The sequence below is a fragment of the Caulobacter sp. P1_D6 genome, assembly GCF_056406095.1.
Window position 1 is genome coordinate 13156 of the sequence record NZ_JBFUAW010000024.1, and the last position, 22125, is coordinate 35280.

The window sequence follows — 22125 nt, forward strand, 5'->3', positions numbered from 1 at the left end:
TTGTGACGAACTGGGCGGGCTAGGGGCCGAGCGTGCGGATCTATCCCACGGCGCGAGCGATCTTCCTGATGGTCCTGGGCGCGGTCCTGGCCCTGGCGGCGGCGCTCGTCTCCGCGCGCCTGTGGCTGGTGGGACCCGCCTGGATCGCGCTGGTCGCGGCCCTGCTGTTCATCGACGCCCTGCTGGCGCCCGGCCGGCGCAAGATGCAGCTGACCCTGACCGCGCCCGGCTCGATGTCGAGCGGCGCGACCAAGCCGGCGCTGCTGAAGGCGTCGTTCCCGCGCGGCGTCGCGCCGTGGAGCGTGGAGTTCGCCGTCGACCTGGACGACCGCCTGACCGCCGAGCCCGCCCATGGCCGGGCCCGCACTCATGAGCGCCAGGCCGGCCTGCCGCTGACCCTGACCGCTGTCCGGCGCGGGGAGGGCAGGGTGCACCGCATCTCGGCTCGTTGGCGTGGCCCGCTGGGCCTGACCTGGAAGCAGCGCGACGACACGCTGGAGCAGGTGATCCCGGTCACCCTGGACATCGCCGCCGTCAAGGAAGAGGCCCTGCGGCTGTTCTCCCGCGACCCGTCGGTGGGCCATCGCCTGCAGCTGGACCTGGGCGGCGGCAGCGACTTCCACGCCCTGACCGATTTCCGTCCCGGCATGAACCGCCGGGCCATCGACTGGAAGCAGTCGGCCCGCCACGGCGCGCTGCTGGCCAAGGAGTTCCACGTCGAGCGCAACCACCACATCGTGGCGGCCATCGACACCGGCCGGCTGATGAGCCAGTCGCTGCTGGGCCGGCCGAGGCTGGATCACGCCCTGAACGCCACGCTGCTGCTGGCCTATGTGGGCCTGAAGATGGGCGACAAGGTCGGGCTGTTCGGCTTTGACGCCCGGCCCAACGTGTCGAGCGGCGTCACGTCCGGTCCCAACGCCTTCGGCGCGCTGCAGCGCCTGGCTTCGAAGATCGACTATTCGACCGAAGAGACCAACTACACCCTGGGCCTGACCCAGCTGTCGGGCCAGCTGTCGCGGCGCTCGCTGATCGTGGTGTTCACCGACATCGCCGACTCCACCAGCGCCGAGCTGATGCTCGAGAACGTCGGCCGCCTGCTGCGTCAGCACCTGGTGCTGTTCGTGATGATGCGCGACGAGGAGCTGGAGGCGATCGAGCGCAAGGCGCCGCAAACCGCCGACGACGTCTCGCGCGCCGTGGTCGCCGCTTCGCTGCTGCGCGAACGCGACGTGGTGGTGACCCGCCTGCGCCGCATGGGCGTGGAGATCGTCGAGGCGCCGGCCGACCAGGTCGGGCCGGCCCTGCTGGCGAGCTATCTGGACCTCAAGCGACGGGACCTGCTCTGATGGCCGAACTTCAGCTGAAGAGCTACCGGTTCCGCGCCGAGCGCGAGGACGACTGGCGGCGTCTGGAGAGGCTGCTGACCAAGGTCGGCAAGGGCTCGGCCAAGGCGCTGAGCGACGAGGAGCTGCTGGCCATGCCGGTGCTCTACCGCCAGGCGCTGTCGTCGCTGTCGGTGGCGCGCGCCACCTCGCTGGACCAGGGGCTGGTCGACTATCTGGAGAGCCTCAGCACCCGGGCCTATTTCCTGGTCTACGGCACGCGGTCGAACCTGGTCGAGCGGGTGGGCGGCTTCTTCGCCCGGGCCTGGCCCGAGGCGGCCAAGGCGCTGTGGCGCGAGACCCTGGTCAGCTTCCTGCTGACCCTGATCGGCGTGCTGGCCGCCTATTTCCTGACCCTGCACGACCCCGACTGGTTCAGCGCCTTCGTGCCGGACAGCCTGGCCAATGGGCGCGGGCCCACGGCCTCGGTCGAGTCGATGCGGGCGACCCTCTACGACACGGGCGAGCACAAGGGCCTGTCGGTGTTCGCCGCCTTCCTGTTCACCCACAATTCCGGCGTGGCGCTCTTCGCCTTCGCGCTGGGCTTCGCCTTCTGCCTGCCGACGGCCTTGCTGATGGGCTACAACGGCGCGATGCTGGGGGCCTTCCTGGCGGCGTTCGCCATGCACGGCCTGGGCTTCGAGGCCGGCGGCTGGCTGGCGATCCACGGGGTCACCGAGCTCTCGGCCGTGATCCTGGCCGGCGCCGCGGGCCTGCGGATCGGCTGGACCCTGGCCTTCCCCGGCGACCTCAGCCGTCCGGCCGCCATGGCCCAGGCGGGCCGGCAGTCGGCCACCCTGATGGCCGGGGTCGTGGTCATGCTGTTCTGCGCGGGCATCCTGGAAGGCGTCGGGCGGCAGGTGATCCAGAACGACCTGGTCCGCTACGGCATCGGACTGACCACCCTGGTGGCCTGGCCGGCCTATCTGTACCTGCCTCGCCGCCGGAGCGCCGCGTGATGGCGCTGGCCCGAAAGAAGAAGGCCAAGGCTGCGGCGGAGACGATCGCGAACCCGGCGCTTCACGACGACGCCCGCGCCCGGTCGCTGGTCACGCCGGAGGGCGTCGACCTGAAGCTGCGCCTGGGCGACGCGGGCGAGCGGGCCTCCGCCCTGATGATCGACCTGGCGATCATGCTGGGCGTGCTGATCGCCTTCTCGCTGTTGGCCCTGCTGGCCATGATCGGGTCGAAGGGCAAGGGCTGGGAGCTGATCGGCACGGCGGGGCTGCTGGTGTTCTTCGTGCTGCGGAACCTCTATTTCGTGCTGTTCGAGCTGACGCCCGGCGCGGCGACGCCGGGCAAGCGGGCCATGGGCCTGCGGGTGGCGGCGCGCAATGGCGGCCGCCTGACCGCCGACGCCATCTTCGCCCGCAACGCCATGCGCGAGATCGAGCTGTACCTGCCGCTCAGCTTCCTGGTCTCCAACGGCGACCAGGTGGGGGCGTGGATCAGCTTGGCGGGCCTGGTGTGGTGCGGCGTCTTCGTGCTGTTCCCGCTGTTCAACCGCGACCGTTTGCGGGTGGGCGACCTAGTGGCCGGGACCTGGGTGGTCAAGGCGCCGGCCCGCAAGCTGGCGCCCGACCTGGTGCAGACCTCGCGGCCGTCGGTCGGACGCTTCAAGTTCACCATGGCCCAGCTCGACGCCTACGGGGTCAAGGAGCTGCATGTACTGGAAGACGTGCTGCGCCGCTACGAGATCAAGACCATCGCCCTGGTCGCCGCCCGCATCCGCCTGAAGATCGGCTGGCAGGCCGCGCCCCACGAGTCGGACGGCGACTTCCTGGCGGCCTACTACGCCGCCCTGCGCGGCCGCCTGGAGTCGCGCCTGCTGCTGGGCAAGCGCCGCAAGGACAAGCACGACAAGAGCTAGCGGGCGCCGACACAGGGTCGCAACGCGAACGTTGCGGTAGAGGAGTTTTGTGACACAATCTGACGTAGCGCCTCATCGGGCGCCGACGTCAGGGGCGGGCGGCATGGATTTCCGTTGGGTTCAGACTGCCAACCGGGTGTTGCTGGGCTTCGTCTGGTTCATCTGCGTTCCAGCGACCTTCGCCTTCTTCTACACCGTCATCGAGACCCAGTCGGCGGCGCGGGTGGCGGTCGGCGAGAGCTCGCGGCTGGCGCCCTTCACGATCAGTCGGCTGGCCGATCGCCTGAACGCCCTGGAGACCGAGATCGCCCGGGCCAGCGCCGAACTGACCCTGCTCGACGAGAAGATCAGGGCGTCCCAGGAGAAAGTCGACGCCGCCAAGCAGAAGAGCACCGCGGCGATCAATTCGGTGTGGATCACGCTCCACAACACCCAGCCGACCTGCGACACGATCGAGAAATGCCTGGACGACATCGTCACCGAGAATGAGGAGCGCGACTGGCCGGAGGGGGCTGAACTCCCCAGGCGGGTCCAGCTGGCCCAGGAGCTTTACGAGGTCTATCGCAGCGCTCTGTTCACCACCAACGACCTGCAGGACAGGAACGGCCACGCGGAAGTCGCGCTCGCCGCCGCGAAGGCCGAGTATCACGGGACCCAGGCCGCCAAGCTCGCGGACCAGCCGGCCCCGACCCTCGGCGGCGCGAGCGCCGACGGCGGCGACGCGGCTGTCGAGGATCCGGCCCCGGACGACGTGGCGACCGAGGACCAGAAGGCCGTCGCCCTCAGCTACAACAAGCAGCGCGCCATCCCGCTGTTCGAGTTCGCCTTCTTCCTGCCGTCGGGCGTGATCGTCGCCAGCTTCACCGGATTGATGGGGGCGATCGGGGCGGCGGTCTATTCACTGTACGTCGAGCTGGGAGTCCTGGCGGCGCCCAAGGGGCAGCCGGCGTACGACCGGACCTGGATGGCGTTCGCCGTCAGGCCGCTGCTGGGGGCGCTGGCCGGCTTCACGGTCTTCTTCGTCATCTCGGCGGGCGCCAGTTTCCTGATCCAGCCCCAGGCGGCCGAGGCCACCCAGGCGATCAACCAGCTGTCGCCGCCCGCCCTGGCTTCCCTCGGCCTGTTCGCCGGACTGGCCTCGGAGAACGCGCTCAAATGGCTGATCGAGAAGGCCAACAGCTTCTTCAAGACGCCGGGCGAGGGCGGCGCGGCCCAGGGCTGACCGCCCTCGCGGGCGGCCGGGCCGGGACGCTAGGCGAAGACCTCGGCGAGGCGCTCCGACGGGCCGCCTTCCTTGCTCCAGCGCAGCTCCTGATAGATCGCGACAGCCAGGACCGAGTTGATCAGGCCGACCACGACCTGCAGCGCGGGGCCGGAGACCTGGGTGACCACGCTGATGTCCAGGGCCTTGGTCATCAGGCCGAGAAGCCAGGAGGCGCCCCCTCCGATGACGCCGGTCGCGACCCACAAGCCGAAGATCTCGCCCTTGGCGTTGCCTGTCAGGGCGTTGCTGCGGCGGATCGAGTCCATCACGCCCAGGCGCTCGATCACCATGACGGGCGTCACCACGATCCAGGCGAGGGACAGGATGATCCCCGGAATGACCAGCAGGATGAAGCCGGCGAGGATCCCCAGGCTGGTGACGACGCCCAGGGTCGCCAGGGCGAGATAGTCGCTCGGGCCGCCGAAGGCCGCCTCGCCGGAATAGGCGCGCGAACCGCCATGATCGCCCGCGATGCGGCGCGCGATCACCGCCTGGAGGGCGACCAGGCCGAGCATCGACGCCAACGCGGTCGCGGCCAGCAGAAGCCATGCGGTCGGCGAGGCGAAGGCGTTCTCGGCGCGGAAGGCGTGGTTGCTGACATAGGTCATCGCGGCGTCGGGCAAGCCGGCGAAGACGACGGACCACAGGAGAAGCTTCAGGGGATCGCGCTTCAGGAGTTCCGTGGCGCGCTTGACGGCGCGGCCGGTATTGAAGCGGGGTTGGGTTGCGTCGATGGCCATGATCAGTCGAACACCGAGGCCAGGGCTTCCGGACCGACGCCTTCGCGCGAGCCGCGCAGCTCGGAATAGAGCACCGCGCCGCCGGCGGTGCTGACCAGCGCGCCGACCGTGGCGATGACGGCCGAGGCGACCACGTGGATGAGCGAGGTTGTGCTGACGAGGACGCTGGTCGTGTCCGTCGTTGGGGCCGCCAGAGGCGTGAACGGCCCGGCGGCGACCACGACCAGCGCGCTGAGCATCCAGTTGGCGATCGCATAGAGCACGAACAGGCCGAAGATCGGCCAGCGGCGGCCGCGGGTCAGGTCGCCGCTGCGCCGCAGCGCGTCGAAGACGCCGATCTTCTCGACCACCTTGGACGGAACCGCCACCGACCACATGATCATCAGGATGAAGCCCGGGACGATCAGCAGCACGAAACCGACCGCGAATCCCAGGGCCATCAGGATGGCCAGGCCGATCAGCGGCAGGCAGTTGCGAAGGCCGACCTTCAGGCTGTCGCCGAGCGCGACGCGCCGGCCGTTCAGGTCGGTCACCGTGGCGTGGACGATCGCGGCCTGCAGGACGAAGGCGGCGACCAGCATGATCAGGCCGCCCACGACCGATCCGCCGACCACCCGGGGCTCGAACGTCGTCTGTCCGGCGAGGAAGCGCATCTGGACCAGGCCCACCAGCAGGTTGGGCAAGCCGCCCAGCAGCAGGGCCAGCAGGGTGAAAGGAACGAAGTTGCGGCCGATGACCTCGAAGGTCCCGGAAATCACCCGGCCCATCTCGAAGCGGCGCGAACCCGTGGTCGTGTCGGTCATGTCTGAAGTTCCCCCAAAGCTACTGGCCCTGTTCAACCATGCGGTGAACGGGGTGTCCATCGGTGGAGCTTCCATCCCCGCTGTCTTGGAAATGAAGCTCAATGAAATCAGTGGCGTGTACGAAAACGCACGTTTCCGATCCTTGAGCTTCCAGGCTGGCGGATAATGCTTGCACCTGAAAGCACGGGGAGGGCGCACGTACGGCGACCGATGCGGCTTTCGGGGGTGGTCGAGCGGGAGGCGTTCGTCGGTTGCCTTGAATGGCGGCCTTCGCGACGGCTCTGGGCAGGTTCCTTGCAACACAGGACGAAACCCAGGCGGCGGAGGATCGGCGGACGCGGCAGGCATGGGCTGAAATCGCCCATGCGGTCCGGAGCAAGCCAATGCTCCGCCCGTCGGGGGCCTCCATCGGAGCGGGTTAAGAATCCGCGATCCGAAGGCTTCCGGATAACGGCCGCGCGAAGCGTCTGTCTTCGTCGAAACGGTACTCACAACTGCAAATCATCCGGGCGAGGCCCGGGCGCTTCGCACCCTTCCCATTAAGCTCAGCGGGTTTCCTGCGTGAGGACGAGAAGCCGTGCCGCCACCTGACCGCTGCGCGGTCTGTCCGCCCCCATAGGGGGGCGGAGGACGTGCGCACGCGCCGGCGGCGGGCCCCTCTTCCCCCCCGTGGGGGAAGACGACCGCGAAGCGGTCCGTAGGGGGCAAGTGATCGGCGCACGGCTTTGGCCACCACAGTTTTTCTGGCCGCCCCCCTCGACGAACTCAATTGACCCGACCGGCCGTGTAGGGATTTAAGCCGCACCAGCTTCACCACGCCCTTCGCCCAATTCGCGGCTTGGCGCGTTCTTGTTTTCATGGCTCCGTTGCGGGGCCCGACGCGGATGCTGGACGACGATCACCCGATGACCGCCGAGACGATTCCCGCACCCGCTCCGACACGCGCCCCACGACGCCCGCTATTCCGTCGCCGCTCGGCGATCCCGGGCTTCGGCCTGACCCTGGGCGTGACCCTGACGATCCTGTCGCTGATCGTGCTGATCCCGCTGTCGGCCGTGGCGATCAAGGCTTCGGATCTGTCGCCGGCCCAGTTCGTCGCCGCGGCCTTTTCCGAACGCGCCATGGCGGCGTACCGCCTGACCTTCGGCGCGGCCTTCGTGGCGGCGGTGATCAACGGGGTGTTCGGCGTGCTGACCACCTGGGCGCTGGTCCGCTACGAGTTTCCGGGCAAGGCCATCGTCAACGCCCTGGTCGACCTGCCGTTCGCCCTGCCGACCGCCGTGGCCGGCATCGCCCTGGCCACCCTCTACGCGCCCAATGGCTGGGTCGGGCAATACCTGACGCCGCTGGGGATCAAGGCCGCCTACAACCCGATCGGCGTCACCATCGCCCTGATCTTCATCGGCCTGCCGTTCGTGGTCCGCACCCTGGAGCCGGTGATGCGTGACCTGTCGGCCGACGTCGAGGAAGCCGCGGCCAGCCTCGGCGCGGACCGGATCGCCACCATCGCCCGGATCATCCTGCCGGCCCTGGGCCCCGCGTGGCTGACCGGATTCGCCCTGGCCTTCGCCCGGGGCGTCGGCGAGTACGGCTCGGTGATCTTCATCGCCGGCAACATGCCCTACAAGTCCGAGATCGCGCCGCTGCTGATCATCATCCAGCTGGAGCAGTTCGAGTACGCCAACGCCGCGGCCATCGCCCTGGTCATGCTGGGCGTCTCGTTCCTGATGCTGCTGGTCATCAACGCCATCCAGGCCTGGTCGCGGAGGTTCGTCTGATGGCCGTTCCGACCAAGGCGCAGTTCCGCCATCCGACCGACGATCCGCTGTGGGCCAAGATCGTGGTCATCGGCCTGGTCCTAGCCTTCCTGGGCCTGGTGCTGATCCTGCCCCTGGCGGCGGTGTTCGCCGAGGCCCTGCGCAAGGGCCTGGGCCCGGCCCTTGAGGCGATCTCGACGCCGGACGCCTGGGCGGCGATCAAGCTGACCCTGATCACCGCCGGCATCACCGTGCCGTTCAACGCCCTGTTCGGCCTGTGCGCCGCCTGGGCGATCGCCAAGCACGAGTTTCCCGGCAAGCCGCTGCTGATCACCCTGATCGACCTGCCGTTCTCGGTCTCGCCGGTCGTCGCGGGCCTGATCTACGTGCTGGTCTTCGGCCTGCAGGGCTGGTTCGGCGAGCGCCTGATCGACCACGACATCAAGATCATCTTCGCCATTCCCGGCATCGTGCTGGCGACGATCTTCGTGACCTTCCCGTTCATCGCCCGCGAGCTGATTCCGCTGATGCAGGAGCAGGGCGTGTCGGAGGAGGAGGCGGCCGTCTCGATGGGAGCCTCGGGCCTCTACACCTTCTGGCGGGTGACCGCGCCGAACGTGCGCTGGGGCCTGCTGTACGGCGTGCTGCTGTGCAACGCCCGGGCCATGGGCGAGTTCGGCGCCGTCTCGGTGGTCAGCGGCCACATCCGCGGCCTGACCAACACCATGCCGCTGCACGTCGAGATTCTGTACAACGAGTACGACTTCGTCGCCGCCTTCGCCGTCGCCGCCTTGCTCTGCCTGCTGGCGATCGTGACCCTGGTGCTCAAGAGCGTGCTCGAGATCGCCCAACCCGACGTCAAGCGCGGCGGCGGACACTAGATTCGGAACGAACAGATCCCATGACCATCTCCATCCGTTCCGTCGAAAAGAAGTTCGGGCGCTATCCAGCCCTGAACCACGTCGATCTGGAGATCGCCGACGGCGAACTCGTGGCGCTGCTGGGCCCGTCGGGTTCGGGCAAGACGACCCTGCTGCGCACCATCGCCGGCCTGGAATTCCCCGACGCCGGCCAGGTGCTGTTCGAGGGCGAGGACGTGACCTTCGCCTCGGCCGCCGCCCGCCGCGTCGGCTTCGTGTTCCAGCAATACGCGCTGTTCAAGCACATGACCGTGGCCCGCAACATCGCGTTCGGCCTGGACGTCCGCAAAGGCGCGGACAAGCCGCCGAAGGCCGAGATCGCCCGTCGGGTCGATGAGCTGCTGAAGCTGGTCGAGCTGGACGGCCTGGGCAAGCGCTACCCCTCGCAGCTGTCGGGCGGCCAGCGCCAACGCGTGGCCCTGTCGCGGGCTCTCGCCGTGCAACCCAGCGTGCTGCTGCTGGACGAGCCGTTCGGCGCCCTGGACGCCACTGTCCGCAAGTCGCTGCGCAAGGAGCTGCGCCGCGTGCACGACGCCACCGGCGTCACCACCATCTTCGTCACCCACGACCAGGAAGAGGCCCTGGGCCTCGCCGACCGCGTGGCCATCCTCAACGCCGGCCGCATCGAGCAGATCGGCACGCCGGACGAGGTGCACGACAATCCCGCCACGCCGTTTGTCTGCGGCTTCGTCGGCGAGGCCAACCGTTTCGAGGGCACGGTCTCGGGCGGGCGCTTCACCTCGGGCGCGGTGTCGTTCTCGGCCAACGGCGTCGCCGACGGCCCGGCCGTTGGCTTCGTGCGGCCGCACGACTTCGCGCTGGACGACGGCGGTTTCGAGGTCAAGGTCGCCCGGGCCCACGTGCAGGGCGCCCTGACCGCCGTGTCCGCCACCAGCGCCGACGGCCGCCACATCGAGATCAGCGCCTCGCGCGCCGAGGCGTCCAGGTTCGCCGGGACCATCAAGATCGCGGCCCGCAAGAGCCACGTCTATCCGCTCTAGCTAGGCCGGCTTGCGACGGAACGGGATGTCGAACGACAGCCGCGTTCCGCACCGCCACAGCCACTCCAGCGGACCGTAGTGGAAGGCCTTGAACCAGACCGCGGCCAGCAGCAGCTGCGCCGCCACGGCGACCAGACCGATCGAGAGGGCGAGGGCAGGGGTCATCCGTTCGTAGAGACCCAGGCCAAGCGGATAGAACAGCGGGATGAAGACCAGCGACTGGCCGACATAGAGGCTCAGCGTCATCCGCCCGACCGGAACCAGGGCGCTGAGAACGCGCTCGCCGCCGATCCGCCACAACTGGACGAAGATCAGCACCGACGCGGCCATGCACGACAGGTCGAACCAGCCGCCCGCCAGCATGTTGGTCCAGAACGCCGGGCCGCTGTCATGGCCGGTCGTCCGGGTCTTCAGCACGTGGCAGAGGGCGGCGAACAGCACGACCGCGACCAGGGCGATCGTCCGTCCCCGACGGAAGCGCCCCGGGTCGGCGAAGAAGCCGATCCGGCCCAGCACCAGTCCGATCAGGAACAGGCCCAGCACCTGCACGCAGCGGCCGGTCTCGATGAAGAACCACCACTTGTTGACCTGGCCGTCCCAGAGGTTGGCCCGGAACACCTGGCCGATGTCGCCGGCCAGATAGACCGCCATGGCGGGGTCGGAGAAGAAGTGCGGCTTGGCCAGCGCCCAGGGCGCGCCGAGACTGCCCGCCGCGATCCACAGAAGGATGTAGGGCTGCAGGAAGCAGAACGTGGCCACGGTCAGCAGGACGCGGTTGGACCGGACCTTGTCGAACGGGATCAGGACGAAGCCGGCCAGGGCCAGCACGATGATGATGTCGCCGCGATAGACCAGGCCGTGCAGCACGCCGATCACCGCCAGCAGGGTCAGGCGCCAGGCGAACCGGCCCGCGAAAGGCTGACCCCGGCGCGCGGCGCCGTCCATCATCACGAAGAAGCTGAAGCCGAAACACAGCGCCAGCAGCGAGAAGGTCTTGCCCATGAACACGGTGAAGACCGCCGTGGTCACCGGGTTCGAGACCGGGTTAGACCAGTAGAGCTCGAAATATTCCAGCGTGTGGACCAGGAACAGGCCCATCAGGGCGTAGCCCCGCAAGGCGTCCACGATGGCCAGGCGCGGCGACGCCCCGTTCGGCTCTTCTGACATCCGCGCCCTCCCCAGGTCGTCGCTTTGTTAGCGCTAACCTAGGGTGCGTCGCGGCGGGAGGTCTACTGCTGCTGCTGCTGCTGCTGCTGCTGCTGGCGCTGCTGCTGTTCGCGGATGGCGTCGGCGCTGGCCCGGCGGCGGTTGGCCGAACCGAACGGCGCCGAGGGGCGGGGCAGGCGCCGAGACGCCGACGGCCAGGTGGCTCTCGGAATCGCCCTTGTAGACGCCGCGCGACGGGGTGACGTCGCTGTAGTCCCGGCCCACGGCCACGGCCACATGCCGCTCGCCGGTCATGACGTTGTTGGTCGGATCGAAGCCTACCCAGCGGTAGCTGGGCAGGAACACCTCGACCCAGGCGTGGGTGGCGTCGGGGTCGGAGCGGTCGCCGGCCTCGCGGTCGGTGAACAGATAGCCCGAGACGTAGCGCGCCGGGATGCCCCACGCCCGGCAGACCGCCAGCATGATGTGGGCGAAGTCCTGGCAGACCCCGCGGCCGGCGCTCAGCGCCAGGTCGATCGGGCTGTCGGCGTCGGTGACTCCCGGCTGGTACTCGAACGCCTTGTAGATCGTGTCGCACAGGGCCTGGACCGCCGAGTACGGATCGCGGCGGCGCAGGGCGTCGATGTCGTGCTCGATGATGAAGGTCTCTAGGGCGGGCGTCACCTGGACGAAGCCGTGGGGCTGCAGGTAGTCGAAGCATTCGCCCTTCACGAAGGCGCTCTTCAGCCGTTCCCACTCGCCCATGTCCAGCGGCTGGGGCCATTCGTGCACCGGCTCGGTCTCGACGGCCGAGCGGGCGATGATGGTCAGGCCGTCATGCGGCTGGGGCACGTCGAAGTGATAGACGGCGTTGCCGAAGCTGTCGGCGTAGGAGAACACCTGGGCGGCTGGTTCGATGTCCAGCTCGAAGCTGACCAGCCGCTGGCGCGCGCCCTTCTGGGGCTGCATCCACAGCTCCATCAGGCTTTCGCGGACGGGCCGCTCGTAATGGTACTGGGTGACGTGGCGGATCTCGAGCAACACGATAGGACTTCCTAAGCAGCCGCCCCTAGGCGGGGAGGCGCATTTCCAGGGGATAGGCGACGAAGGTCTCATAGATCGCCTGGTGGATGCGGGCGCATTCGTTGGCCACGGTGGTCAGCAGCTCGCCGGCGCCCTGGCTCTCCAGCTCGCCGACGTCGGCGAACTCCAGCCGGGCCTTCAGCCGTCCGGCCAGCCGTTCCGGCGCCGCGCGGCCGGTGGCCTCGACGTGACGGGCCAGTTCGCTGAGGTGCTTCTCGATCTGGCTGGTGGCGAAGCGGATCGAGCGCGGAAAGTCCTCGTCGAAGACCATGAACTCCAGGATGTGCCGCGGCTCGATCTCGGCGGTGTAGACCCGCAGGTAGGGCTCCAGCGCGCAGCCCATCCGCAGCAGGCTGACCAGGGCCAGGTGGTCGTTGACCTTGGGACTGTCCTCGGCGAAGCAGGCCTCCAGCAGGCTGGCGATCAGTTGGGCCCGTTCCAGGTACATGCCCACCATCATGAACCGCCAGCTCTCGCCGTGGCTCATGGTGGTGTCGGCCGCGCCCTTGAACAGGTGCACGTCGGCGATGATGTCATGCAGGAAGGTCACCGAGTTGTCGGCGAAGTCGCGGCCGGCGTTGCGGTCGATGACCTTCAGGTACAGCAGGTTCAGCCGTTCCCAGGTCTCGGTCGTGATCTGGTCGCGGACCTGGCGGGCGTTCTCCCGGGCTCGCGACAGCGACGAGACCACCGAATTGGCGTCCGAGCGGTCCAGGACCAGCCCGTTGGCCGCCTCGAAGGCGCCGGCCTTGAGATCGGTCTCTCCGACCGCGGACAGGGCGATGCGCACGGCCTCGGCGCCGGTGTCGGTCTGGTCGAGGGTGGCGTTCAGCATCACCGTCGACAGCCGCGACAGGTGCTCGGCCCGTTCGATGTAGCGGCCCAGCCAGTAGAGGCTGTCGGCGACGCGAGCGAGCATCATTGGCCAGTCCCCTTTTCGGAAGGTCCCTTGTCGACGGCATGGCCGTTGCCGTTGTGGCCGTTCTCTTCGGCCAGCACCCAAGTGTCCTTGCTGCCGCCGCCCTGGCTGGAATTGACCACCAGCGAGCCGCGCTTCAGCGCCACGCGGGTCAGGGCGCCGGGGGTGACCACCGTCTTCTCGCCCGACAGGATGAATGGCCGCAGGTCGACGTGGCGCGGTTCGATGCGGCCGTCGACCAGGCAGGGCGCGGTCGACAGCTGGATGGTCGGCTGGGCGATGTAGTTGGCCGGGTCGGCCTTCAGGGCGTCGGCGAACTCGGACCGCTCCTTGGCCGAGGCGTGCGGCCCCACCAGCATGCCGTAGCCGCCCGAGGCGCCCACCGCCTTGACCACCAGCTTGTCCAGATTGGCCAGCACGTGGCTCAACTGGGCCGGCTCGCGGCACAGGAAGGTCTCGATGTTGGGCAGGATGGCGTCCTCGCCGAGATAGTAGCGGATGATGTCGGGCACGAAGGCGTAGACGGCCTTGTCGTCGGCGACGCCGGTGCCCGGCGCGTTGCACATCACCACGTTGCCGGCCCGATAGGCGTTGAACAGCCCAGCCGCGCCCAACGACGAATCGCGGCGGAAGGTGAGGGGGTCGATGAAGTCGTCGTCCACCCGGCGGTAGATCACGTCCACCCGGCGCAGGCCCGTGGTGGTGCGCATGTAGACCATGTTGTCATGGACCACGAGGTCGCGGCCCTCGACCAGCGGCACGCCCATCAGACGCGCCAGATAGGCGTGCTCGTAATAGGCCGAGTTGTAGACGCCAGGGGTCAGCACAACGACCTGCGGATTGGGCCGCCAGTCGGCGCTCATGCTCTTCAGCGTGGCCAGCAGGAGGTCGGGATACCGCTCGACCGGCCGCACGCCGGCTTCGCGGTAGGCCCCGGGGAAGGTGCGCTTGGAGGCGTCGCGGTTGGCCAGCATGTAGGACACGCCGGACGGCACCCGCAGATTGTCCTCCAGCACGGCGAACTCGCCGTCCTGGCCGCGGATCAGGTCGCTGCCGCAGACATTGGCATAGGCCTTGTGCGGCACGTAGAGGTTCTGCATCTCGCGGCGGTACGAAGGCGCGCCCAGCACCAGTTCGCGCGGCACCACGCCGTCCATCAGGATCTGCTGCTCGCCGTAGATGTCGGCCAGGAACATGTTCAGCGCCTGCAGGCGCTGGGTCAGTCCGGCCTCGATTTTGGCCCATTCCTGAGCCGGCAGGATACGGGGGAACAGGTCGGTCGGGATGATCCGCTCGGTGGCGCTGTCGGCCCCGTAGACGGTGAAGGTGATGCCCTGCAGCAGGAACGACCGCTCGAGCATCCGCTGCCGGTCCGCCAGTTCGCTGGCGCCCAGCGAGGAGATTCGGGTTTGCAGCGCCGCATAGTGGGCGCGCACGTCGCCGCCCTGGGCGATCATCTCGTCATACGCGACGCCGGGCAGGTACGCGGCCCCCGTCATAGGCAAGGTGGGAGTATCGTCGATGTCCTGGATTTTCGCCGCCACGCCCGTGTCCACTTTGTCCACCCTGCGCGCCGCATTGAGGGGGCGCGTCCCGATCCAGCCTAGAACGCGCGAAGGCCAGAAGCGGTGCTTTTCGTGTCGCGATGACGGGATGCGGGGGGCTGCCTAAGTTTTGGGCGCCCTTCTGGTGCGCGTGGGGTCATGGCCCGGAACTGTTCTAGTACATTTCACCGCGTGACAGTCGGCGGGGGGGCGACTACAGGGGTTCGGGGGCGCTCCGCGCGGGGACTTGGAAGGCTTGGTGCGTAAGAGATTTGCCCTTGGTGTGACCACCGCGGCCCTGTTGGCCGCGGGCCACGCCAATGCGGCCGAGCCCGCGGCCAGCATCACCGGCGTCGAGGACAAGGCGCTGCGCGAAGCGATCCAGCGCGCCATGACCGAAGCCAAGGCGCCGGCGCGCAGTCGCTCGGAAGCGCGCCGCCGCGCCCGGGACGCCGGCGACGACGCGGTCCAGGTGCTGCGGTCCGAGGGCTATTACGCCTATGTCGTCGAGCCGGACGTTTCCGAAGCCGATCCGCCCCGCGCGATTCTCAAGATCACCCCCGGCCCGGTCTTCGTGATCGCCGACCCCAAGCTGGCCTGGAGCGGGGCCGCGCCGGACGAAGGCGTCGTCAAGCGCGCCGAAAGCGTCATCCGCCTGGTGCCGGGCGCCCCGGGCCGCGCCGTCGACGTGCTGGCGGCCGAGGGGCGAGTCGTTTCCCAGGTCCAGCAACTGGGCTATGCCGACGCCGCGGCCGAGCCGCGCGAGGTCGTCGTCGACCACGCCGACCACACCGTGCGTCCCACCTTCCACATCGCGGCGGGCGACCTGACCCATGTCGACGGGATCCAGGTGGTGACGCAGGGGCGATCGAACCCCGCCTGGATCAAGCATCTGGCGCCCTGGAGCTCGGGCGACATCTACGAGCCCGACGACATCGCCGAACTGGAGCGCCGGCTGCGCGACACCGGCGTCTACGACACGGTTTCGGTCTCGCTGGCCCCCAAGGAGAAGGCGCTGCCCGACGGCTTGCGCCCCGTGGTCGTGACCCTGTCCGACCGCAAGGCCAGGACGGTGGAATTGGCCGCGAACTATTCGAGCATCGACGGGCCGGGCGCGGACGCAAAGTGGATCCACTACAATCGTTTTCATCGGGCCGACACCACGACCCTGACGGCGCGACTATCCAGGCTGGACAGCCGTCTTGAAGCCGAACTGGCCCTGCCGCATTGGCGACGCAGCCAGCAAACCCTGAAGCTCAACACCGCCGTCTTTCGCGAAGACACCGACGCCTATGTGGAAACCGGCGCCCATATCGGCGCGGACCTGACCCGAAAGCTGCAAACGACCGTCTATCGCACCTACGGCGTCTCGCTGGACCTGACGCAGGTCGACTCGCCCACCACGGTCAACGGCGTCACCACCGACGTCGAGCAGAACTTCGCCACCTTCACCTTGCTGGGCGCGCAAGCCTGGGACAAGTCCGACAACATCCTGGACCCGACCAAGGGTTGGCGGCTGGACGCGCGGGCCGAACCCACCGCCATCACCGGCGACCTGACCATGGCTTTCCTGAAGGTCCAGGCGCAGACCACGGCCTATCTGCCGTTCGGCAAGGGCAGGCGCACCGTGCTGGCGGGCCGGTTCAAGGCCGGTCAGATCCTGGGCGGCACCATGCCCGAGGTGCCGGCCTCGAACCGCTTCTACGCCGGCGGCGGCGGCTCGGTGCGCGGCTATTCCTATCAGGCCATCGGTCCGCGCATCGACAACACCACCACGCCGCAAGGCGGCCTGTCGCTGCTGGAGAGCTCGCTGGAGCTGCGTCACAAGTTCACCGACCGATGGGGCGGGGTGGCCTTCATCGACGCCGGCGGCGTGGGCGTCGACAAGTGGCCCAACGGCGATGATTTCGGCGTCGGCGTCGGGGTCGGCGTGCGCTACGACCTGGGCTTCGGACCGATCCGGGCCGACATCGCCATGCCGATCAGCAAGCGCGAGGGCGATCCGTCGTTCCAGGTCTATATCAGCATCGGGCAGGCCTTTTGACCGACGCCCAAAAACCACCTGGCGGGCCGCCGCCTGAGGATATTCCAGAAGTCGTCGCCGAGACGGCGACCAAGGTCGCGCGCAAGATCGGCTGGCCGGGCCTGATCATCATCGTCTCGGTGAGCCTGGTGGTGCTGGTCGCCGTGCTGCTGGGCGGCGTGCGCTTCGGCGCCGTCACCCCGCAGGGCCGCGCCTTCCTGGAGGCCCGCACCAGCGGTCTGAAGCTGGGCCGCATGGGGCGCCTGAAGATCGAGGGGCTGAGCGGCGACATCTGGGACGCGTTCGGCGTTCGACGCCTGACGATCAGCGACGAGAAGGGCGTCTGGCTCGAGGCTTCCGATCTCTACATCGACTGGCGGCCGGCCGAGCTGTTCTACCGCCGCTTCCACGCCGACACGATCTCCGCCCGTCAAGTCGTGGTGCTGCGCCGCCCGACCCTGACCCCCAAGGGCAAGTCGAGCGCCGCGCCGCTGTCGGTGGACCTGGATCGTGTCGCTCTGCGCCTGATCACCCGGCCCGAGTTCAGTCGCCAGGCTGGCGATTTCGACCTGAGCGGCGACTACGAGTCCCAGAGATTCGGCGGACAGAAGGGCAATCTGCGGGCGCTCAGCCGCCTGCACGCCGGCGATCACCTGAAGCTGGTCTTCGACCTCGGGCGCGACAAGACCCTGCTGCTCGACGCCCAGGCCCAGGAGGCCAACGGCGGGGCCGTGGCCGGGGCGCTGGGGCTGTCGCCCAACCGGCCCTTCGACCTCAACGCCAAGGCCCACGGCACCACCAGCCAGGGCGCCTTCACGATCCTGGCTCGGTCCGGAGACGCGACGCCGCTGAAGGCCGGCGGCGCCTGGACGCCGCAGGGCGGCTCGGCGACTGGTCACATCGATCTGGCGGCCTCGACCCTGACCGACCGCGAGGAGAAGATGTTCGGCGCCGACGCCCGCTTCTCGATCGTCGGCCGTAAGGCCGGGGCGTTCAACGATCTCGACCTGAAGATCGACAGCCAGAATCTCGACCTGACCGCCCATGGCCTGGCCGACCTGGGCAAGCGGATCACCGCGCCCGCTGGCCTGACCTTCTCCGCGAAGATCGGCAATCTGTCCCGCGTGACGCCGCTGCCGCCCATGGGGGCAGGCGTCGCGGACGGGGTCTTCCACCTGACCGGCGACGGTTTCCTGGTCGGTGGCCGGGTCGATGTCCGCGACCTTTCCTGGCTGGGCTATCGCCTGGCGCGGGCCAAGGGCCCGGCCAGCGTCGGCTGGAAGCGCGGCGAGCTGAGCATCAAGGCCGACGCCACGACCGAAGGCGGCGGCGGGCAGGGGCTGCTGGCGGTGCTCGGCCGCTCGCCTTCGGCCCAGTTCGAGGGGACGCGGTTGAAGGACGGCCGCTTCCTGATCCGCTCGGCCAAGGTCCAGGCCCCGAACCTGACCGTCGTCGCCCAGGGCGAACGCGGGGTGCTGGGCGGCCTGTCCTTGAAGGGGGACGCCAGGGTCGCCTCCCTGGCTCCCATCCGGGCGGGCATGGCCGGACAGGCCACGGCGAAATGGTCGGCCAGCCAGGGCGTGAACAAGCCGTGGATGCTGACCGTCGACGCGCGGGGCGGCAATTTCGCGACGGGCCTGGCGGAACTGGATCGCCTGCTGGGCAAGACGCCGCGGCTCAACGCCCGCGCCTCGTGGGCCAACGAGCGGCTGTCGGTCGCCGACGCCAAGCTGGATGGCGCGGCCGCCTCGGTGCGGACCTCCGGCGTGCTCGGTCCGGGCACGGCCATGGCGTTCAAGCTGGACTGGACCGCCACGGGGCCGTTTGTCGCCGGTCCGATCGAGGTCGCCGGCAAGGCCAAGGGCACGGGCGCCGTCACCGGAACCCTGGCGGCGCCGAAGGCCGACCTGATCGCCGACTTCGACTCCATCGACGTGCCGCGCCTGCCGCTGAAGGACGCCCATGTGGTGCTGTCTTTCGCCAAGCGCCCGGACGGCGGCGACGGCACGGCCTCGATCGAGGCCGGCAGCCAGTACGGTCCGGCCAAGGCGCGCACGGCCTTCAATTTCGCGACGGGCGGGCTGGAGCTTTCCGACCTGGACGTCGACGCCGGCGGGGCAAAGGCCAAGGGCGCGGTTTCCCTGCGCAGCGGCCGCCCGGCCACCGCCGACCTGACGGTGGCGATCGGCCCCGGCGCCTTCCTGGCCCAGGGCCGGGTCAGCGGCACGGCCAAGATCGCCGACGGCGCGGCCGGTCCCACGGCGCAGCTCGATCTGGTCGCCGACGACATCGTGGGCGGGGCCTGGAAGGTCCGGCACGCTGCGGTCAAGGCCGCCGGTCCAATGGCCCGCCTGCCGCTGACCATCGACGCGCGAGGCGAGGCTCCGTCCGGTCGCTGGAAGCTGAACGGCTCGGGCGTGATGACCCAGGCCGGCGAGGAATACCTGCTGGCCCTGGACGCCGCCGGAGCCATGGCGCGCACCGAGATCAAGACCCGCGAGACCGCCCAGATCCGGTTCGGCGGCCCGCGCACCAACGCCCGCCTACGGCTGTCGGTCGGCGACGGCGCGGCCGATCTGGACGCCGACGTCGGCGGCGACCTGGCCACGCTTCGCGCGCAATTGACGGGGGTGAGCCTGACGGCGCTCAATCCCGACATGGCCGGCAAGGTCGACGCCCACGTGACGCTCACCGGTTCGGGCCCGACCCTGACCGGCGAGTTTGACGCCAACCTGATCGGGGCCCGCGAGCGCGGGTCTCGCGCCGACCGCTCGCTGAACGCCGAGATTCGCGGCGTGCTGCGCGACAACCTGATGACCATCAACGCCAGCAGCTCCAACAGCCAGGGCCTGCAGGCCAGGGCCGAGGTGACCCTGCCGACCGAAGCCTCGGCCAAGCCGTTCCACCTGGCGATCAACCGCCAGCGTCCGGTCCGCGGACAGTTCACGGCCCAGGGCGAGATCAAGCCGCTGTGGGACCTGCTGGGCAGCTCCGAGCGCAGCGTGTCGGGCAAGATCGACGCCGAGGGCGAACTGGCCGGCACCCTGGCCGATCCGCGGCTGACCGGCCGCGCCAGCCTGGAGGGCGGCCGGGTCGACGACGGCCAGACCGGCCTCAGCCTGCGCGACGTCATCGTCCGCGTGGCCCTGGCCGACAACGCCATCGACGTCAGCCAGGTGTCTGCCGGCGACGGGCAGGGCGGGACGATGTCGGGCTCGGGCCGGATCAGCCTGGCGCGCGGCGGGCTTGGCAGCTTCAAGCTGGACCTGAAGGGCTTCCGCGTCATCGACAACGAACTGGCCACGGCCACGGCCAGCGGCCAGACCACGGTCAATCGCGGGGCCGACGGCAAGGTCAAGATGGTCGGCGCCCTGACCATCGACCGCGCCGACGTCTCGGCCCAGACCAAGACCCCGGCGGGCGTGGTCTCGCTGGACGTCATCGAGCGCAATCGCCCGGACGAGATGGATCAGGGCATCGAGGTCCGCAAGGTCGCGCCCGGCAGCGGCATGCTGCTGGACGTCACCCTGAAGGCCCCCCGCCGGATCTTCGTGCGCGGCCGGGGCCTGGACGTGGAGCTGTCGCTCGACGCCCACGTCGGCGGCTCGACCAACAGCCCGATCCTCGACGGCGAGGCCCGGATGGTGCGCGGCGAATACGACTTCGCCGGCAAGCGCTTCGAGTTCGAGGAGACCGGCACGGTGCGCCTGGCCACCCAGCTGGATCGCATCCGGCTGGATCTGACCGCGGTGCGCGAGGATTCGACCCTGACCGCCGTGGTCAAGGTGCAGGGCACCGCCGCCAAGCCGGAGATCACCCTGACCTCCAAGCCGGAACTGCCGCAGGACGAGGTGCTGTCGCAGGTGCTGTTCGGTTCGTCGGCCGCCAACCTGACCCCGATCGAAGCCGCGCAGCTGGCCTCGGCCCTGGCGGCCCTGGCGGGCGGCGGCGGCTTCGACGTGATCGGCAACCTGCGCAACCTGGCCGGGCTGGACCGGCTGTCCTTCGCCGACAGCGCCACCGGCATGACCGTGGCCGGCGGCAAGTACGTGACCGACGACGTCTATGTCGAGATCATCGGCGGCGGCCGGGAAGGGTCTTCGGCCCAGGTCGAATGGCGGGTCCGCCGCGCCCTGTCGCTGATCTCCAAGCTCGGCAGCCAGGGCGACGCCCAGCTTTCGGTCCGCTGGAGAAAGGACTACAACTAGCCCGCTTCCGCCCGTTCCGCGCTCCAAGCCGGAAACGGCGGCGGGAAGCATGCAGTGACAGATCCGGATTCCGCTCCTGGCCTCGACCGGGATCGGTTCCCATTCGGAGCAAGGCTGTTGCGCGGGCTACCGGTTTCCTTGAGTGAGGAAGCACGAATTGCCCGCGGCCCTTGGTTTAGTTTGAACTGAGGGAGACACCGATTTCATGCGACTCAACGACGATGATCGCGCCGTTCTGCGACATCTGGCCGACCAGGGACCGCTGATCATCGATCGGGCGGTGGCCTGGTGCGCCATCAACTCCGGAAGCCGGCATCTGGGCGGCCTGGAGCGCCAGCGGCAAGTTTTGCTCGACGCCTTCGGAAACCTGCCGGCCGCGCCCGCCGACATCCCGCTGGGCGCCTCGCCCGAGGTGGGGGCCGACGGCCGGATCGGCGAGCAGGCCCACCCGGCGGCCATCGCCGTGGTCGTGCGGCCCGAGGCGCCGGTCCAGGTCGTCCTGACCGGCCACTACGACACCGTCTATTCCGAGACCTCCGGCTTCCAGACCGTCACGACGCGGCCGGACGGCGCGCTGCACGGGCCGGGGATCGCCGACATGAAGGGCGGGATCTCGGTGATGCTCGCGGCGTTGGAGGCCTTCGAACGCCATCCGCTGGCCTCGAAAGTCGGCTATCGCGTGCTGCTGTCGCCGGACGAGGAGATCGGCTCGGTCGCCTCGGCGCCGATCCTCGCCGAGTTCGCGCGCCAGGGACAGGTGGGCCTGACCTACGAGCCGGCGCTTGCCGACGGGGCCCTGGCCAGCGCCCGCAAGGGCTCGGGCAATTTCCACATCGTGGTCCATGGCAAGGCCGCCCACGCGGGTCGCGACTTCGCCGCCGGCCGCAACGCGGTGATGGAGGCCGCGCGGATCGCCCAGGCCCTGCACGCGCTGAACGGCCTCCGCGACGGCGTCACCTGCAACATCGCCAAGATCGACGGCGGCTCGCCGCTGAACATGGTGCCCGACGTCGCCGTGGTCCGCTTCAACGTCCGCTTCCCGGCGGCCGAGGACGCGGCCTGGTTCGAGGGCGAGGTCGACAAGATCGTCGCGTCGACCGGAGAGGGGCTGCACGCCCATCCGCACGGCCGCGTCACCCGCGGCGCCAAGCCGTTCAACGCCGCCCAGCAGCGGTTGTTCGGGGCGGTGAAGGCGGCGGGCGCGCTGCTGGGCCAGGACATCGCCTGGAAGCCCTCCGGCGGCGTCTGCGAAGGCAACAACCTGTTCGCCTCCGGCCTGCCCAATGTCGACACCCTGGGGGTGCGCGGAGGCGACATCCACAGCGAGGCCGAGCATGCCTGGCCCGACAGCTTCGTCGAGCGCGCCCAGCTGTCGGCCGTGATCCTGATGAAGCTGGCCAGCGGCGAGATCGACGGTCCCGGCCTGCGCGCCGCCATGACCGACCTCGCGGAGACCGTTTGA

15 protein-coding genes and 1 pseudogene are annotated in these 22125 nt (G+C 69.3%); 10 read left to right on the forward strand and 6 right to left on the reverse strand.

Annotated elements, in window-relative coordinates:
- Positions 1-32: 32 nt before the first annotated feature.
- The 4 genes from AC1DYP_RS14520 to AC1DYP_RS14535 all read left to right on the forward strand — a co-directional run bounded on the left by AC1DYP_RS14520 (position 33) and on the right by AC1DYP_RS14535 (position 4477).
- Entirely contained in the window at positions 33-1349 is a 1317-nt protein-coding gene (locus tag AC1DYP_RS14520) for a DUF58 domain-containing protein (RefSeq protein WP_477046919.1), read from the forward strand.
- Positions 1349-2344: a stage II sporulation protein M gene (locus tag AC1DYP_RS14525; protein ID WP_477046920.1), complete on the forward strand. Its 996-nt coding sequence runs from the start codon at positions 1349-1351 to the stop codon at positions 2342-2344. Before AC1DYP_RS14520 ends, AC1DYP_RS14525 begins: the two co-directional genes overlap by 1 nt.
- Positions 2344-3255, forward strand: coding sequence for an RDD family protein (locus AC1DYP_RS14530; protein ID WP_477046921.1), 912 nt, complete (start codon positions 2344-2346; stop codon positions 3253-3255). Before AC1DYP_RS14525 ends, AC1DYP_RS14530 begins: the two co-directional genes overlap by 1 nt.
- Before the next feature lie 103 nt (positions 3256-3358).
- Positions 3359-4477 carry a hypothetical protein gene (locus AC1DYP_RS14535; protein ID WP_477046922.1) on the forward strand — a complete coding sequence of 373 codons (1119 nt, stop codon included), beginning with the start codon at positions 3359-3361 and terminating at the stop codon, positions 4475-4477.
- A 29-nt stretch (positions 4478-4506) separates the two neighbouring features.
- On the opposite strand, the gene AC1DYP_RS14540 is transcribed toward AC1DYP_RS14535, so the two are convergent.
- Together AC1DYP_RS14540 and AC1DYP_RS14545 are read right to left on the reverse strand one after the other, a co-directional pair.
- A complete protein-coding gene (locus tag AC1DYP_RS14540; protein ID WP_477046923.1) occupies positions 4507-5259 on the reverse strand; it encodes a hypothetical protein in 753 nt (250 codons plus the stop codon).
- 2 nt (positions 5260-5261) lie between these two features.
- Positions 5262-6062, reverse strand: coding sequence for a DUF7847 domain-containing protein (locus AC1DYP_RS14545; RefSeq protein WP_477046924.1), 801 nt, complete (start codon positions 6060-6062; stop codon positions 5262-5264).
- A 905-nt stretch (positions 6063-6967) separates the two neighbouring features.
- On the opposite strand from AC1DYP_RS14545, the gene cysT reads away from it, so the two are divergent.
- From cysT to AC1DYP_RS14560, 3 genes are read left to right on the forward strand one after another with little or no spacing between them, the layout of a single operon-like run.
- Complete coding sequence (cysT, locus tag AC1DYP_RS14550; RefSeq protein WP_477033083.1) at positions 6968-7840, forward strand: sulfate ABC transporter permease subunit CysT; 873 nt, start codon at positions 6968-6970, stop codon at positions 7838-7840.
- Positions 7840-8700, forward strand: coding sequence for a sulfate ABC transporter permease subunit CysW (gene cysW, locus AC1DYP_RS14555; protein ID WP_477046925.1), 861 nt, complete (start codon positions 7840-7842; stop codon positions 8698-8700). The genes cysT and cysW overlap by 1 nt, the downstream gene beginning before the upstream one ends.
- A 20-nt stretch (positions 8701-8720) precedes the next feature.
- Entirely contained in the window at positions 8721-9740 is a 1020-nt protein-coding gene (locus AC1DYP_RS14560) for a sulfate/molybdate ABC transporter ATP-binding protein (RefSeq protein WP_477046926.1), read from the forward strand.
- On the opposite strand, the gene AC1DYP_RS14565 is transcribed toward AC1DYP_RS14560, so the two are convergent.
- The 4 genes and pseudogenes from AC1DYP_RS14565 to AC1DYP_RS14580 form a co-directional block, all read right to left on the reverse strand.
- A complete protein-coding gene (locus AC1DYP_RS14565; protein WP_477046927.1) occupies positions 9741-10907 on the reverse strand; it encodes a DUF418 domain-containing protein in 1167 nt (388 codons plus the stop codon). It lies immediately after the preceding gene.
- A gap of 62 nt (positions 10908-10969) precedes the next feature.
- A pseudogene (locus AC1DYP_RS14570) lies at positions 10970-11930 on the reverse strand (transglutaminase family protein).
- A 25-nt stretch (positions 11931-11955) separates the two neighbouring features.
- A complete protein-coding gene (locus AC1DYP_RS14575) occupies positions 11956-12891 on the reverse strand; it encodes an alpha-E domain-containing protein (protein WP_477046928.1) in 936 nt (311 codons plus the stop codon).
- A complete protein-coding gene (locus AC1DYP_RS14580; protein WP_477046929.1) occupies positions 12888-14432 on the reverse strand; it encodes a circularly permuted type 2 ATP-grasp protein in 1545 nt (514 codons plus the stop codon). Before AC1DYP_RS14580 ends, AC1DYP_RS14575 begins: the two co-directional genes overlap by 4 nt.
- 283 nt (positions 14433-14715) lie before the next feature.
- On the opposite strand from AC1DYP_RS14580, the gene AC1DYP_RS14585 reads away from it, so the two are divergent.
- From AC1DYP_RS14585 to AC1DYP_RS14595, 3 genes are all read left to right on the forward strand, one after another.
- The gene (locus tag AC1DYP_RS14585) at positions 14716-16476 is read left to right on the forward strand and encodes an autotransporter assembly complex protein TamA (protein ID WP_477046930.1); all 1761 of its coding nucleotides are present in this window, start codon (positions 14716-14718) and stop codon (positions 16474-16476) included.
- Positions 16473-20663: a translocation/assembly module TamB domain-containing protein gene (locus AC1DYP_RS14590; RefSeq protein ID WP_477046931.1), complete on the forward strand. Its 4191-nt coding sequence runs from the start codon at positions 16473-16475 to the stop codon at positions 20661-20663. Before AC1DYP_RS14585 ends, AC1DYP_RS14590 begins: the two co-directional genes overlap by 4 nt.
- Positions 20664-20868: 205 nt before the next feature.
- Positions 20869-22125: a hydrolase gene (locus tag AC1DYP_RS14595; RefSeq protein WP_477046932.1), complete on the forward strand. Its 1257-nt coding sequence runs from the start codon at positions 20869-20871 to the stop codon at positions 22123-22125.

Excerpts from the sequence above, each read along its gene's own strand:
- AC1DYP_RS14525 (WP_477046920.1), top strand. The coding sequence starts at position 1,349 with ATGGCCGAACTTCAGCTGAAGAGCTACCGGTTCCGCGCCGAGCGCGAG.
- AC1DYP_RS14530 (WP_477046921.1), top strand. The coding sequence starts at position 2,344 with ATGGCGCTGGCCCGAAAGAAGAAGGCCAAGGCTGCGGCGGAGACGATC.
- AC1DYP_RS14535 (WP_477046922.1), top strand. The coding sequence starts at position 3,359 with ATGGATTTCCGTTGGGTTCAGACTGCCAACCGGGTGTTGCTGGGCTTC.
- AC1DYP_RS14540 (WP_477046923.1), bottom strand. The coding sequence starts at position 5,259 with ATGGCCATCGACGCAACCCAACCCCGCTTCAATACCGGCCGCGCCGTC.
- AC1DYP_RS14545 (WP_477046924.1), bottom strand. The coding sequence starts at position 6,062 with ATGACCGACACGACCACGGGTTCGCGCCGCTTCGAGATGGGCCGGGTG.
- cysT (WP_477033083.1), top strand. The coding sequence starts at position 6,968 with ATGACCGCCGAGACGATTCCCGCACCCGCTCCGACACGCGCCCCACGA.
- cysW (WP_477046925.1), top strand. The coding sequence starts at position 7,840 with ATGGCCGTTCCGACCAAGGCGCAGTTCCGCCATCCGACCGACGATCCG.
- AC1DYP_RS14560 (WP_477046926.1), top strand. The coding sequence starts at position 8,721 with ATGACCATCTCCATCCGTTCCGTCGAAAAGAAGTTCGGGCGCTATCCA.
- AC1DYP_RS14565 (WP_477046927.1), bottom strand. The coding sequence starts at position 10,907 with ATGTCAGAAGAGCCGAACGGGGCGTCGCCGCGCCTGGCCATCGTGGAC.
- AC1DYP_RS14575 (WP_477046928.1), bottom strand. The coding sequence starts at position 12,891 with ATGATGCTCGCTCGCGTCGCCGACAGCCTCTACTGGCTGGGCCGCTAC.
- AC1DYP_RS14595 (WP_477046932.1), top strand. The coding sequence starts at position 20,869 with ATGCGACTCAACGACGATGATCGCGCCGTTCTGCGACATCTGGCCGAC.